Origin of the sequence: Massilia varians (assembly GCF_027923905.1) — a bacterium.
Classification (GTDB): domain Bacteria; phylum Pseudomonadota; class Gammaproteobacteria; order Burkholderiales; family Burkholderiaceae_D; genus Telluria; species Telluria varians_B.
Window position 1 is genome coordinate 2,907,699 of the sequence record NZ_AP026966.1, and the last position, 14,750, is coordinate 2,922,448.

Here is a 14,750-nt window from a genome sequence, read left to right on the forward strand (position 1 = left end):
CCCGATCAGTGGCCGTGCCCGGCGCTGCCCTTGGCCTGTTCGGCCTTCAGCACGAAGCTGCCTGCCGCCACATACTGGCTGCCTGCGCTCAAGCCGTCGGTGATGGCGACATGCCGACCGTCGCTGGCCCCGGCGCGCACCGGCTGTGCCCTGAAGCCGTTCGGCGCTTTGAGGAACACCACCTGCCTGCCTTCGATCTCCTGCAGCGCGCTGGCCAGCACCGCCACCGGCGCCTCGGTCTTGCCGTGCACCAGCGCGACGTTGACGAACAGTCCCGGACGCCAGGCGCGCTCCGGGTTGTCGATCACGACGCGCGCAGTGGCACTGCGGGTCTGCTCGCCCAGCAGGTTGCCGACGTAGCTGACCTTGCCAGCAACGGCGGCATTCCCACCCACGGGACGGATGCTGACCGCTTGCCCGACACGGACCCGGTCGAGGTCCCTGGCGGTGACGGCCATCTCCACCCAGACCGAGGACAGGTCCGAGATCAGGAAGGCGTTCGCATCCTCCTTGACCGCCTCGCCCGGGGACAGGTGTTTCTCGACCACAACGCCCTTGAATGGGGCGCGCAGCACGTAGCGATTGACTGCGCCAGCCTCGGGTCCGGCGCCGAGCGCGGCCAGCCTGGAGCGGGCCGACTGCGCGTCGATCCGGGCTTCGGCGTAGGCTTGACGGGCCTGCAGGTAGTCCTGCTCGGCGGAGATGCGCTGCTCCCACAGTGTTCTCTCGCGCTCGAAGTTCGACCGCGCCAGCCCCAGGCGCGCTGCCGCGGCGTGTGCCTGGCCGCGCAGCTCGGCCAGTTCCGGACTGGCGATGATGGCAAGCTGCTGGCCTTTGTCGACTTCCTGGCCGAGCGTCGCGGACACGGCTTCGACGACACCGGCGACACGCGGGACGATATGGGCGGTACGGTCGTCGTTGAAGCGCACCTCGCCAGGCAGCGCCACACTGGCTTCGATACTGGCGGGACCCGCGCTCGCCATCGTGATGCCGGCGCGCTGCGCCTGTTCGGGCGTCATCTCGACCAGGCCCGGCTGGACGTCGGCGTGGCTGCTTCTGGCCGTCGTTGGCTTTCCGGCCGATGCTTCGGCAGGTTCGCGCGCTTCCTTCTTCCAGAAGACAATGGTGAGCGCAAGGACTGCGCCGAGCACCAGCACGATTGCGGTGGAAAGGATGTTTCTGCGGTCAATATTGAACTTCATGGATTGGTCCTGTTCTCACGGGCATCGCTGGCGAAGCGGTCAAGATCGGCGACAGCCCGGTAGCGCTCATGGAGCGCCTGGATGTATTGGGTGCGAATCTGCAAGAGGGTGCGCTGCGCATCGAGGACGTCGAGGAAGCCGAACTTCCCGGCCTCGAAACCGGCCACCGTCGCATCGAAGACCCGCTGGGCGGTGGGCAGGATCTGCTCGCGCATGGTGCGCACCTCGGTACTGGTGAGTTGCGCGCGCTGATGGGCATCGGCCAGCTCCTGGTGCAGACGTAGCAGCTCTGCCTCGAATTCGGCTTGAGCCTGGTCGGCCCGCGCCAGCGATGCCTGCAGGCTGCCCTGGTTGCGGCTGAACAGGGGAAGCGGCACCGACAGGCCGACGACGGCCTGTGAACCGCCGGCCTGGTCATCCCGCTTGCTGCCGACCACCAGGGTCAGGTCCGGCATGCGCTGCGCGCGGTCGACGCCAACTTGCGCCTGCTCGCGCTCGACCTGCGTCCTGGCCCGGCGCAGACGCGGCGTATGCGCGAGCCGGCGCTCCAGCTCGGCGAGCGGCGGGGGCGGGGTCAGGTCAAGCTCGGGCGTGACGAGGGCATGCGCAGGCGGGCTGGTCTCGCCCCAGTAGGCGGCGAGCCTGTAGAGGGCCACTTGGGCCGCGGCCTGCGCCTGCCCCTGCTCGATCCGGGCCGAGGCCAGGGCGATGTCCGCGCGGTCCTGCTCGACCGGCGACACGCGCCCGGCCGCGACCCGTTTGGCGGCCGCCACCGCAGCCTTGGTGGCCACGTCGAGCGAAGCCTGGGCCAGGCGGACACGCTCCTGGCTTGCCAGGGCCTCGAAATAGGCGATCGTCACCTCGCTGCGCAGATCGAGTTTGGCGGCAGCGAGGCCGTCGGCCGCAAGGTCTTGCTCTCGCTCGGCGAGCCGGATGCGGGCGGCGCGCTTGCCGCCAAGTTCGAGGACCTGGCTCAACTGGACCGTTTGCGTGCGGGTGCCGCGTTCGCTTCCCTCGCGGACGTAGGAAAGGTCGGGGTTCGGGAACAGCGCGGCCTGGCGGCGTAGGCCGTTCGCGACTGTCACCTCGAGCGCCGCCGCGCGCAAGGCTGGGTTGGCTTGCAGTGTCTTCGCAATGGCCTGGTCGAGGTGCAGCGGCGCATCTGACGTCGGCACTGCATGATGGAGCGCATGCGTGGACGACATGTGGGCTGCCGTCTGCGCCGCGCAGAGGGACGCCTGTGCAAACAGCACCGACGCCCCGAGGGCGAAATACGTGAAATGCATGAATAACTCCGGTCGTTGAAAACGAGGGCTATTCAGCGGCGATGCGGGTCGACCTCTGTCCTGGTCAGACCGGTCGCAATGATGCGTGATGCGTTCGCCGCCGAATCAGACGACGGAGAACCACTGGGGCCGCTCGGGACGAGCGGAATACGAGGAGGAATAGGCGAGGGTGCTTGCCTGCGGCGCGACGCTGGCCGCGGTGAGCACCCAGATCACGCTTGGCAGCGCATCCAGCGCCAGCGTGGCATGCGCGCACGAGGCGCAGTGGGAATGCAGGGTGGATTTCTTGACCGATCCGGACGATGGATCCTTGGCGTCCGTGCTGGCCTGATGCAGGTCCGCATCGGATGAATGGTGGCCGAAGTGCTGCGCGGCGCGGCCCGATTCGTGCTCGCAGTAGGCGGCGACCGCGGTCCAGCTGAGCTGGAGCGCGAAGATCGTCAACACGAGCAGGATGAATCGTCGGGCGGTCATGCGGAAAAGTATAGCATGCTGTCACTGCGGAGCCTTGGGGGGCGGCAATGCCGGTAGCGACGCTAGGCATGATGTGAGGTTTGGAGAGAATTTTCACCCGTCCCGTCACGTAGCATGTTTGGCCCCAGCCGCGCTCGGCGCGGTTAGGGATTTGACAGGTCGGCATGGTGCCGTCCGGGTTGAGCGATAAGTGCAGATGATGACGAAATTCCTGAATACGAGTGGCACTAACTATTTTCTTGAAGAGCTGATCAAGGATGCAAAAGATCGGGTGATTTTGATAAGCCCTTTCCTGAAGCTTAACGACCGAATCAAGGAGCTGTTAGTCGACAAGGACCGGCTCAAGATCGACGTACGGATTGTGTACGGCAAAAGTGAGTTGCAGCCTGCTGAGATCGAGTGGCTGCGCAGTTTGCCATACGTGCGGACAAGCTTCTGCAAGAACCTTCACGCCAAATGTTATTTGAGTGAAGAGCTGTGCATTATCACCAGCTTGAATCTGTACGAGTTCAGCCAGGTCAACAATAATGAGATGGGGATTCTGATCAGACGGTCGGAGGATGCTCAGCTTTACAAGGATGCCTATGAAGAAGCACAGCGCATCATTCGCATCAGCGATGAGGTACGCATTTCACTTGAGCGGGTGCCAAATGAGCCGGAAGGAGCCGGCGCCGACGAGGAGGGCGCACATTCCGGGAAGCTCACGACCTCGAAGCTCGGGCAGAAACTCGGCCTGAAGACAGCCCAGGTGCTCGAACGAGCCGCTGCGTGCGGATATGTCGACGCCTTAGGCGACAACAAGTACGGCCTGACGGCGAAGGGCGAACAGGCCGGCATCGAATACGTCGCAAAGTCGCGGTTTGGCCCTTACTTTCTCTGGCCGCTCGACGTTCCACTGAGCGAGGAAAATAAATGATTATCAACAACTGCCGAAATCGCGACTATACGCCCATCTTTGGTCCGGACGCCTTTTTATGACATTGACTTGCGCCACCGGAACATCAAGCTGGCCGATGAACTCAGCCCCGGTGATACCTGTGTCGTCGCAAGCTACGCGGACAATGATAAAAAGCGTGTCAAGCTGTCTTGGTACGTACTCGATTCGAAGACGACAAATCCTGACGAGGAAGGAGCTGCGACTCGCGTGTTCTGCGGAACGCTCCTCAAGACCGAGACAATGCTGAAGGCCGATGCGGCAGCCGACGATCGCTATCGGAATATCTTCACTGTCAAAGGCGCGTTTAAATTCGAGCAGGCTGTGCGAACCTAGCAGCATCCTTGACCTCTTGGAAGCTGGTCAGGAAACGGTCACCTGACGCCGCGTCCGGTGCAGGCGGGTCGTGGCGAGGCTGGCCGCGAGTTGGAGCGCTCCAAACTAATTCTATGTTCAAAACACGTTCTTGTCACCGCTGACAAAGCTATCCCATGTACCTCTACCTGCATTCCCTACCTCCCGCAATAGTAGCTATTTGTTCGGCGAACGATAACGTTTTTAGTTTAAAAGAGCTTGAAACTAAATGCGTGGGCAAGGGGCGCTCTTAAACTAATACCGTAAGCGCAAAGCATGTATTTGCTCCTCGCGGAATCCCATTTGCGACATACGACGCGCGAAGCATATGAACCCTGCGGAATAAACCACCAAGAAGACCGGCAATGGCTGGGCAATTTCGGATGGGAAATGGATGACTTCAATGGGCTGTTGACTGAGCTAAGGCTACTCTCAGACCATTCCGCGGGCAGCTTATGTTGCTAAAGAGCTTAACATAAAGTTTATAACATACCGCCTAAACTATTAAATAATACTCGCACGCGTAATATACCAAAAAGTTTCTCTATAGTCAAGTTTAATATTTTCGATATCGTTGTAGTGTGGGCAAATTTTATGATTGTCGAGGTGGTAAATTTCGGGGCTGACACTTTACCTAACTCAGTCTAGAAAATTTCCTATGCTAAACACCAAACGTCTTAGGGTAAGCACCTCTAGCACTCCAATGCAGGCTGCTAAAAAGCGCGGAGCTAGCGTCGCGAACATCTGGCACTTCCAGTCACCAAAGAATAGGAAACGGGTTGTCTTCGTAGGGGACATGGTATTCATGTACGCCGTAATTATTGAAGGCGATGTGAACGTCGAAAACTATCAAATTAACGATATGGAAATAGATGTTTGCGTCGAAGGAACAATCCAATCTTTTACCCCGGCAATAAAAGTGCAGCTAACAAACGGATCGACTGAATGGATCGATTTCCAGTCAATTCGCGGACGGGGAAAAACTTCAACAATGGTTGCCCGTGTACACCAGGTAATGCGACCCGTTTTTCCTGGTATTTATCGAATTGTCACTGACAAAGATTTGCTGGGCAGTTATGTATTGTTCGAGAACTGGCTAAACTTGTGCGGGATGATTAACAGATGCCGACATCTTTTTTGCGGAAACGAAGATGAAATCTTGCTCAGCTTTTTTCGGCAGAATAAGCAGATTCCATTAAGCTTATTACTTGATAGCGAGGGTGTTGATCGAGCGAGAATGCTTGCTAGCGTAGCGCGCGCACTGCAGGCCGGGATCATTACAGCCGACCTTTCGAAATCTCATCTGACTCCGGTCACGCAATTAAATAGGTGCAGAGATGAGTAGTGGGCGAAGCCGTGATGCTATCCCAGTAGCACACTCGGATTTGTCGCTATGGCCGGCCCCGGACATCGCGATATTCACAAGTGAGATCAGAGCAAAATTCGAATCCAGGCGTGAGAGTCTGATAATGTATGCCGCTGGGGACTCGTATGAAACAATCTGCCTCAAATGCGGATTTAAGAAAGGCGAGATACTGCGTTTGATTAAGAGGTGCCTAACGATCAACCAAACAGGAGGGATCTATGGATTCTATGCGCTAATCCCTGGGTTTCGTGTACAAGCTTATACAAGGACGGCCGATTTCCGGGGAGGTGCTGGAGGGAGAGGTGGATTTGCTGGAGCCTTAACAGCAACCTTTATGCGATTTCCTGAACTTGAACTGGAGATCCAATCCGCATGTCTAGATGTACGCGGGTCGCACGCAGCGATGAAGAACCAGAGTTTCGATTTTTCAGCCATTCATCGTCTATTCAAGCGGCGGTTAAGCGAACTCGGCGTGACATCACTAGAGTGGCCTTTTAACCAAAAAAATCACGGCTCCGTAAGTCTTCGAAAATATTGCAAAAAGATTCTTCATGGCAGGGCCGGAGGTAGCGGGCGTGGAAAAGCCGCGCTGGGCCGCCACGCGATAGGAAGAGGAGTGTCCGCGCTCATAAGGGCTCGAACCCCCTTCACTATTGTCCAGCTGGATTACCACAAGGTAGATGCTGCTAGTACGATATCAATCGAAAACGAATTTGGTGAAGAGAAGGATATCGTCGTTCAGAGATGGCATATTGGGCTTTTAGCGGATGAAAGATCAAGTGGAATTATTGGTTTACATGTAGCCTTAGAAGCGACACCCAGTGCAGATGATGCATTAGAGACGATCGCTTCCGCAATATCGGTAAGTTGACTTCTAAAGGATTGCAGCGCACAGCATTCACACATGGATCAGGTCCCAATGATCCTCGTGTTAGTAATCCAAACAAAGAAGCCGTCAAATTTAAAATAAAGATTTCTGATCTCGAGAGTATTATTTGGTCGTGTATTAGAGAATACAATAATTCAGAAAACGAACATAATCAGTTCACGGCACCCGTCAAGGCCCTTTCGTTGGCGCTGCAGCAAAAAGGACTTCCGTTCCTCCCACAACCGCTGCCAAACGAGGAAAGGCGCGGCGAACGCATACTCTATCATGTGCAGGAAGTGACCGTTAGAGGTAATTTAGAGAAGAACGAACGACCTTATTTCAAGCTTGATAGGGTCCGCCATACGAACGAAAAACTGTCGGAAATGTATGGGTTGATAGGAAAGAAACTTATCAGCTACACAAATCGCCGATTGTGCCGTGAAGTGCAGGCAACGATAAAGGAAACGGGAGAATCGCTTGGTTTTATGCATCCAGGACAAGGATGGGAATTTAGTAACGCATCTTGGCGAGACCGAAAATATTTCAACCGCACCGGCCTATCAAAAAGATCGCAGTCCGATCACACGGATCTGATGGAGGAATTTGTTGAGGAGAAGGCCACCGAACTGATTGAGAAACAGTCACGAAAACGACAGAAGGCCGCCTCCGATGCTCTACGCCTTGCGCGAATGCATACGAATATACAGCGAAATTCCAACGCAGATGCGTCCCCAATTTCAAAGAATGGCACAACGGACGTGCCAAACCTAGAATCAAATCATGGTCTAAATAAAGGAGTGGAATCTGAAGTTGCTGGCGTGACTAAAAAAGATATAGTCCGCAAGTCAAATGAGCATTCCAAGCCTGCATCTTATCCCCAGGAAGATCCATTTGGACTATTCGGCCCGTTGGTTATCAAACCCCATACGCGCAACGGATAACCAAAGATCATTAAATTTCTTGGAATTTTGAGTAGGCGGAATTTATGAAGAGAATATTATCATAGCTTCACAAGAGAACAATTTACTGAACAGGGAAGTGGAAATAGTTTGATGGTTATCCGTACTCATTCGAGCGCTTCTATGCCAACGGGGCTGAAAGGTGAAGTCGGAGCTTTGGCCGAAGATCTAGGAATCTATACGTGCTTGTCCTGACTTTGTAGGCGAAAGAGGCTTAAGTTAATATACGGGCCGTGTGGTGACTAAGAGCTTACTATGTAAGCATCTGAGCAGACAACTACCTATCGAAATAATAATCACAAGGACAGATTATGAAAGACCAGTTCACGGCGATGTCGCGAGAAGAAGTGTTGAGTAATGAGGGAAGGAAAGAACTATTCAATAGTCACCCTTTAATAACGGGTTCAGTCCTATTGCCAACTGCACCGATTCGCGAGGTCGCTACGATGGCGCGGAAGTCATGCCTTCTGCGTGAATCCGGGCTCGTTTTCATTGGAAAAAGTGGCGTAGGTAAGAGCTGCGCCCTTGAGATGATAGAGAGCACCCTGCGTGAGCAGTTCCCAAGGGTCGCAATTTATCGTCACGATACCCATAATCAGTCTATTCCATCAATTAGAGCTTTTTTTAAGCATTTCTTGGCCACAGTCGGGCATCATAATGTAAGGGGCGAAACTTTCGATCTAAGGGCAATACTTGTAAATTCTCTGATTGATTCGGCTCGTCTACACGGGGAGCGTATGATTCTTTTGTTGGTGGACGAAGCAAACGCAATGGATGTGACGGACTTTGATTTCCTTAAGGACGTTTACAACGATTTGGCGCAAGAAAACGTTAAGCTTGTAACAATCTTGATTGGTCAGGATCCCGAATTTAGTCAGCTAGTCGATAAACTTATAAGAATGCAAAGGTTGGACCTGATCGGACGGTTCGCCATACGGATTGTACCTTTCAGGGCATATCGTGGTAGCCATGATCTGGAAGAGATTTTTGAAGGAATCGACAATCAGATATTTCCTTTTGGCACTGGGGTTACTTGGACTGAATTCTTTTTCCCATTAGCTTATGCTGCCGGGTTCCGCCTGAAGAATCAGGTAAGCAGCTTTTTAAGTTCTATTGAGACATCAAAGCCGGCAGGGCTTAAACTTGGGTCAGAAATTCCTGCACGGCAAATGTTTAGTGCTGTGCGAAGCTATCTCACGGACCTGGTGCTATTCGACGAGCCTGGAATGATCGTTCCAGAGGGTGCATGGGAGGCCGCCATTGAATATGCGGCGTTAACGAAAGCGATGGCGTACATGAGCGCGAGAAAGGGCAACACTAGAATTAGAACTTAGGCGATCCTCAATTTCGAAAAATGCGGCCGGGTCGACATCGGGACGAAATAAATGTCAGCGTGCACACTGGACGCTGGCTAGGGCATAAGCAGGAACGTGCCAGTGCGCTCGCGCTGGATGTAGCCCTCGCCAGTTTCAAATCTATTTAGATTTTCTATGAGAAAAGACATGCTTGTGAAATCTTCGGCTTCAATCTCGCCAGTGGCGACTTTGCTGACTGGAAAAGATCTTACACCGTTGCCCTTCGAGTCTTTTGCTAGCGTTATAACCCGTATTTCATGGCGAAATCTTCTGAGCCCAAAAGCTATCCAGCGCCTGATTATCGGTAAGCAGATTGGTACCAATAGCGATTCGTTTTTGCTTCCGAAATGGATGAGTAGTAATAAGCTTGTTACCCAATTCGGATGGCATGCGCCCCTTTCAGACGAATTGAAGGTCTTACACCAATTTCGCGGTTTGACACACATATTCTTTAGTCGGCAACTAAAGATTTGTCCCGTTTGTTTCGGTGGTGGATATCATTCTTACTGGCATCAGTTAGAAAAGCTCTCCGTTTGCCCAATTCATCGTTGTCTGCTCACCAGTCGGTGCGTTTCGTGTAATGCCTGTTTCGGGAACTGCAGCTATCGTTTGAACGACGCAGTGATAAGTCTGCGCTACAAATGCTCGTCGTGTGGCCGCGATATAGCTGTCTGGACTCGTGGGATCATGTACCCATGCGTAGCTGGCCGCTCTTCAAGGCCAGACACGTTTTGCGTACACTGTTCCAATCCGACTCTTCACTGGCAACTCGATGACCCAGGCACTGCACAGCCAAGCCCGTACTACCCACCTGATCCGTGAGGAAATCAGGAACTCGACGCTCCCGCAGGCCGAACTGGCCAGGATGTACAACGTCACCCGCCAAACCATCCGAAAGTGGCAAAACCGCGAGTCTCCTGAAGACAAGTCGCATGCGCCGAACAAGATGTACACGACGCTCACGCCCGAGCAGGAGCTCATCGTGGTGGAGCTGCGCAAGACGTTGCTGCTGCCCACGGACGACCTGCTGGCGGTCACGCGCGAGTTCATCAATCCAGCCGTCTCGCGTGCCGGCCTGGGACGTTGCCTGCGCCGCCACGGTGTCTCGGATCTACGTAACCTGGTCGAGCAGGAAGGCACTGCGCCCGCCACGAAAAAGACCTTCAAGGACTACGAGCCGGGCTTTGTGCACATCGACATCAAGTACCTGCCGCAGATGCCCGACGAGACGGCAAGGCGCTATCTCTTCGTTGCCATCGACCGTGCTACGCGCTGGGTCTTCATCGAGCTCTATGCCGACCAGACCGATGGCAGCAGTGGCGACTTCCTCAACAAAGTCCAGCAAGCCTGTCCCGTCAAGATCGTCAAGCTTCTGACCGACAACGGCAGCCAGTTCACCGACCGCTTCACGGCTGGCGGCAAGAAGAAGGAACCCAGCGGCACACACGTGTTCGACCGCCTGTGCAAGCAGCTCGGCATCGAACACCGGCTCATCCCGCCTCGTCATCCGCAGACCAACGGCATGGTGGAGCGCTTCAACGGTCGTATCAGCGACATCGTCAACCAGACCCGTTTTGGTTCAGCTGCCGAACTGGAATCGACGCTGCGCAATTACGTCAAGATCTACAACCACAGCATTCCGCAACGCGCGCTCCAACACAAAACACCCGTTCAGGCGCTCAAGGAATGGCATGAAAAACGCCCTGAATTGTTCAGGAAGCGCGTGTATAACCAGCCGGGTCTTGACATATAGCAGGGGTGGCAGTCAGTATTGAGAGCCATCTTGACCTACGATGTGAATTAGGCGAATCAGGCCAAGCCTTTATTAAACTTGCGCAGTGGGCAGCAAATAGCGAGTCCATGTTAACATGCCTTAGGAAAATTGAGGAGGACTATTGCTACGGTAGCGATCGTCTTAGTGTTTGGTGCCGGCCACGACGATTTATGGAAGGGCTGTTGATAAAGGGAGGGTATAAAGTAAACGACCTTGTCCCCATGGCTTTTGGAGAAATTTCTGCGCTGTCATGGAAAATAAAGATGCGCTTTTCAGAACGTTATTCGCGTCTTAGTCCACGCAACGTTAATACGAGCCGGCGCCGTCGCGCATTAGTGGTTTACACTGCAACACTGCGTATGCTGCAAGTCTGGATAACGGAAAGCTTGGGCCGTAATAATCCATTGCTAGACCTCGATCCGATTGAGGAAATGTGCGATACGATTGCGGTTGGCCAATGGCCCTCCTCATTCTTGGCATATCACATGATGCGAGCCATGTTTGAATCATCTATATGCCGACAGAGCATACTTGCACGGTTAAGCGTAACTGCATTTAAGTTCGATTATCGTCTGTCCGATTGTTTGTACACTTACCAGGGTAGGGAGCCTTTGCTGGCGTGGCGGGCGGTCTTTTTGGGAATTTTTGCCTCTCTGTACTGGACGATTGAGCGCTCAAGGAAAAATGGCAAGCTACAAGTTAGGTCTATTCGTTTTCCGATAGAGTCGACAGTCGCGAAAGTATTGTTCGTCGACGCAACGCACCATATGTGCGGCGTTGTCTTTTTTCCGACTATACCTGGCCTTCCACTTGCTCCGTACAAGCGCGGCACTCGGCTTGGAGTTGACCCGGTTCACTTACCATGTGAAGCGCCTGAAAAGTATCCCGATGAATTTCGTTGGCCTACGGTTTGAATATGGAAATAGCCTTTGTGAACCCACACTTTCAATGATACGAGCGTTAGATTGTCCGCCTAACGGAGCGCGAGTACGACTTTCATCCGGTGATGATCACGTCTATTTGACCTGCTTTAGGAATGCTGGACACTCATCAATGTGAGTTTTTCGTCGCAACTTAACCTTGCAACAGGAGGCGCCATGACGGTAAAACGATTCACAGTCGAGCAGATCGTGTCGATTGTAAAGCAGGCTGAACTGAGAATACCGGCGGCCGAAATTGTTCGGCAAGTCGGAGTCTCCGAGCAGACGTTTAGGCGGTGGGAAAGCAATATGCTTGCCTGCATTTGGACCAAGTTAAGGAACCGCGGCAACTCCAAAAGGAAAATGCTTGACTCAAAATGCCGGTCGCGGAGATGAGCCTCGACAAAGCAATTTGCATGATGTCGCCACATAAAAGTTGGGGTGGTCCGCGTTGGAGCGAAAAGTAGTACAGTACGTATCCGAGCACTACGGTCTCTCTCTGCAGCGGGCCTGCAGACTGATCAAGCAGGCACCAAGCGTCCAATGCTACCGCGGCGTCAAGGATCCGAAGGCGGCATTACGGAGACGCATTCGCAAGCTTGCACAGGTGCGCGTGCGCTACGGCGACCGGCGCCTGCACGTATTGCTCAAGCGCGACGGCTGGGAGCTAGAGAAAAACCAGACCTACAGTCTCTACTGCAAGGAACAGCTGCAGCTACGCTCCAAGCGGCCGAAACAGCGCAAGATGGCCGTCGGTCGGGTCAGTCGTATCACGCCGCGTAGGCCCAACTAGGGAACATGGATTCTGTGGCCAACCAGTTGGCCGACGGCAGCAAGTCCGCTCTCTGACCATTGTCGAGGTTTTACTCGCGAGTTGAACCGCTTGGCCGCGCAGCGTAGCACCCCAACTTGCCTGTTGTCGACAAACGCAGCGAGTTAACAGGACTGCCGCTTGACCTGTGGGCCTACCACCATCAGACCAACATTGACTTCAGCCACCCTGGCACGCCCACCGGCAACAGCCACATCGAAACGTTCAACGGGGGGTTCCCGTGATAAATGTCTGAACGTCCACTGTTTCACCTCAATGATCGAGGCGCAAGCACCATCGAAGCCTGGCGAAGGGACGACAATGAGCACCGGCCTGACATGGCCCTCGACATGACACCGGCAGCGTTCGCCCGCCAAAACAGGAGCGCAGGCCGAAAACCGAATCTACAAAACGCTAAAAATTAACTCTGCAGGCCGTCCAAAAAAACCAAGCGGATCATCCCCGACTCGTGCGTTTCCTTGACCCGTCCAACCTTTTTATGCAGTGACAAGCGAGGGTACCGTTATTTTGAGGTTGGCTCCACTCGATGCTTGACTGTTGCTGGTGTGCGGCTGCTCAGGCCCTTTACTGAATCGGTCAAGCCGTAATGGTTATTCGGACGCACGTGCAAACAGCAAGGGATGGTGCAAGCTGATCGTCCATCTCCTTCACGAGCACATTGGGCTTGGCTGCGCCAGCGGGCCATCTCGCCACGAATGCGCGCTACGACGTGGACTTCTGCGAATTGCTTGCTCAATGCCGCTGGTCGTTGAGCGAACTCTGGGGTGGCTTCATTGCTTGTGAGGATTGCGCGGTTGACATGGGCGACCGGGCGACGGCAATGAAGCGTTTTTTTTGCTTGTCTGTGCTCTCATCTGTTGGGGGTAGTAGAAAGCTTTGTTAGCGTACACAGCCATTAGTCAGCCTCCACCAGCTTTTCAGTGAATATTTTCAAGTGACTTTTAGTCGTGACCACCGCAGCTGCCAGTTTGAAAACAACCCGGATAGTAGGCTGTCGCTCGCCACGTTCTACGAGGCTGATGAAAGTTCGATCGAGATCCGCAGTGTGCTCCTTGCTCCTGAGTAAGTCGGGCCTCGGTTCGAGCCTGTCGAAGTACTTTTCCAAATGCTAGACCTATATGAATCGCCCCGGCTTTCGTGGAGGCCGGTTAGTGTGAGTCAGGCCGGGATGGCTTGACTGCTCAGTTGCTTGTAATAGTTTGCCTCAGCTTCTGCCGGCGGTATATAGCCGAGCGGTTCCAGCAGGCGATGGTGGTTGAACCAGGAAACCCATTCCAGCGTGGCCAACTCCACAGCCTCGCGCGTTTTCCAGGGAGCACGACGGTGGATCAGTTCAGCCTTGTAGAGCCCGTTGATGGTCTCGGCCAGGGCATTATCGTAGCTGTCGCCTTTACTACCCACAGACGGTTCGATGCCGGCTTCTGCCAAGCGCTCGCTGTACTTGATCGATACGTATTGCGACCCGCGGTCGCTATGATGGACCAGTTCGTTCCGTTCGGGCTGACGCGCGTACAGCGCCTGCTCCAGGGCGTCGAGCACGAAGTCGGTCCGCATCGAGCTGCTGACACGCCAGCCGATAATACGCCGGGCAAAGACGTCGATGACAAAGGCGACGTAGACGAAACCCTGCCAGGTCGAGACGTACGTGAAGTCCGATACCCACAGCTGGTTCGGCCGCTGCGCCTTGAACTGACGGTTGACCCGGTCGAGCGGGCATGGCGCCTTCGCATCGGGAGCCGTCGTGCGCACGACCTTGCCGCGCATGACGCCTCGCAGCCCGGCCTTGCGCATCAAGCGTTCCACCGTGCAGCGGGCCACATCTGTTCCCTCACGTCGCAGCTGGCGCCAGACCTTGTCAGCCCCATAGACCTGCAGGTTCGCCTGCCAGACCCGCTCAATGTCGACGCTCAGCACGTCGTCACGCTGTGCACGTGCGCAACGCAATTCAGGATTACGCTGCTGCGCGGCGTATCGCCAGTAGCCCGACGGCGCGACCTGCATCACCCGGCAGATCGGCTCGACGCCGTAGGCATGGCGGTACTGGTCGATAAATGCCCTCACGGCTTGAAGCGGCGGTCGAGCTCCGCCTGGGCGAAAAACGCACTCGCCAGACGCAGGATCTCGTTCGCCTTGCGCAGCTCGCGCACTTCTCGCTCCAGGGCCTTGATGCGTTCTTCCTCGGCAGTGGTCGGCCCTGGACGCTGGCCAGTGTCACGCTCTTGCTGGCGTACCCAGCGGCGCAGGGTCTCCGGCGTGCAGCCGATCTTGGCCGCGATCGACGTGATCGCTGCCCACTGGGATTCGTACTCGCTGCTTGCTTCGCTGACCATGCGCACAGCGCGCTCGATGACTTCGGGGGAATACTTGGGTTGCTTCTTCATAGCTCCATTTTCTCAAACAATGGAGCCTCCACCAAACCCGGGGCG

The 14,750-nt window shown here is 55.1% G+C and carries 13 protein-coding genes, 1 pseudogene and 1 other annotated feature; of the genes and pseudogenes, 10 read left to right on the top strand and 4 right to left on the bottom strand.

Annotated elements, in window-relative coordinates:
• Positions 1–5: 5 nt before the first annotated feature.
• The 3 genes from MasN3_RS13180 to MasN3_RS13190 form a co-directional block, all read right to left on the bottom strand.
• Positions 6–1,202 (bottom strand): efflux RND transporter periplasmic adaptor subunit, encoded by a 1,197-nt coding sequence (locus MasN3_RS13180; protein WP_281907643.1) that lies wholly within the window; start codon positions 1,200–1,202, stop codon positions 6–8.
• The gene (locus tag MasN3_RS13185; protein ID WP_281907644.1) at positions 1,199–2,488 is read right to left on the bottom strand and encodes a TolC family protein; all 1,290 of its coding nucleotides are present in this window, start codon (positions 2,486–2,488) and stop codon (positions 1,199–1,201) included. The genes MasN3_RS13180 and MasN3_RS13185 overlap by 4 nt, the downstream gene beginning before the upstream one ends.
• Before the next feature lie 105 nt (positions 2,489–2,593).
• Entirely contained in the window at positions 2,594–2,962 is a 369-nt protein-coding gene (locus MasN3_RS13190) for a DUF2946 family protein (RefSeq protein WP_281907645.1), read from the bottom strand.
• 196 nt (positions 2,963–3,158) lie between these two features.
• Here MasN3_RS13190 and MasN3_RS13195 point away from each other — a divergent pair, with 196 nt between their 5' ends.
• The 10 genes and pseudogenes from MasN3_RS13195 (at position 3,159) to MasN3_RS13235 (ending at position 12,728) form a co-directional block, all read left to right on the top strand.
• Positions 3,159–3,878, top strand: a complete 720-nt coding sequence (locus MasN3_RS13195; RefSeq protein ID WP_281907646.1) for a phospholipase D family protein — start codon at positions 3,159–3,161, stop codon at positions 3,876–3,878.
• A gap of 69 nt (positions 3,879–3,947) precedes the next feature.
• On the top strand, positions 3,948–4,232 hold the full coding sequence (locus tag MasN3_RS13200) for a hypothetical protein (protein ID WP_281907647.1): 285 nt from the start codon (positions 3,948–3,950) through the stop codon (positions 4,230–4,232).
• A gap of 814 nt (positions 4,233–5,046) precedes the next feature.
• Complete coding sequence (locus tag MasN3_RS13205; RefSeq protein ID WP_281907649.1) at positions 5,047–5,595, top strand: hypothetical protein; 549 nt, start codon at positions 5,047–5,049, stop codon at positions 5,593–5,595.
• Positions 5,596–5,950: 355 nt separating this feature from the next.
• Positions 5,951–6,487, top strand: a complete 537-nt coding sequence (locus tag MasN3_RS13210; protein ID WP_281907652.1) for a hypothetical protein — start codon at positions 5,951–5,953, stop codon at positions 6,485–6,487.
• On the top strand, positions 6,484–7,425 hold the full coding sequence (locus tag MasN3_RS13215) for a hypothetical protein (RefSeq protein WP_281907654.1): 942 nt from the start codon (positions 6,484–6,486) through the stop codon (positions 7,423–7,425). The genes MasN3_RS13210 and MasN3_RS13215 overlap by 4 nt, the downstream gene beginning before the upstream one ends.
• A gap of 329 nt (positions 7,426–7,754) precedes the next feature.
• Complete coding sequence (locus tag MasN3_RS13220) at positions 7,755–8,777, top strand: ATP-binding protein (RefSeq protein ID WP_083415477.1); 1,023 nt, start codon at positions 7,755–7,757, stop codon at positions 8,775–8,777.
• A 168-nt stretch (positions 8,778–8,945) separates the two neighbouring features.
• Positions 8,946–9,620, top strand: coding sequence for a TniQ family protein (locus MasN3_RS25290; protein ID WP_370662364.1), 675 nt, complete (start codon positions 8,946–8,948; stop codon positions 9,618–9,620).
• On the top strand, positions 9,571–10,551 hold the full coding sequence (locus MasN3_RS13225; protein WP_013213985.1) for an IS481-like element ISKpn27 family transposase: 981 nt from the start codon (positions 9,571–9,573) through the stop codon (positions 10,549–10,551). The genes MasN3_RS25290 and MasN3_RS13225 overlap by 50 nt, the downstream gene beginning before the upstream one ends.
• A gap of 191 nt (positions 10,552–10,742) precedes the next feature.
• The gene (locus MasN3_RS13230) at positions 10,743–11,486 is read left to right on the top strand and encodes a hypothetical protein (protein ID WP_229410201.1); all 744 of its coding nucleotides are present in this window, start codon (positions 10,743–10,745) and stop codon (positions 11,484–11,486) included.
• A 183-nt stretch (positions 11,487–11,669) separates the two neighbouring features.
• A pseudogene (locus tag MasN3_RS13235) lies at positions 11,670–12,728 on the top strand (integrase core domain-containing protein).
• 754 nt (positions 12,729–13,482) lie between these two features.
• On the opposite strand, the gene MasN3_RS13240 reads toward MasN3_RS13235, so the two are convergent.
• Positions 13,483–14,705, bottom strand: a protein-coding gene (locus MasN3_RS13240) for an IS3 family transposase (protein ID WP_281907661.1) whose coding sequence is annotated in 2 segments (ribosomal slippage) — positions 13,483–14,417 and positions 14,417–14,705 — 1,224 coding nt in all. Because the reading frame shifts where the segments join, the coding sequence is not laid out codon by codon here.
• Positions 14,311–14,427, bottom strand: a sequence feature (AL1L pseudoknot). (Overlaps the previous gene by 117 nt.)
• Positions 14,706–14,750: the final 45 nt, after the last annotated feature.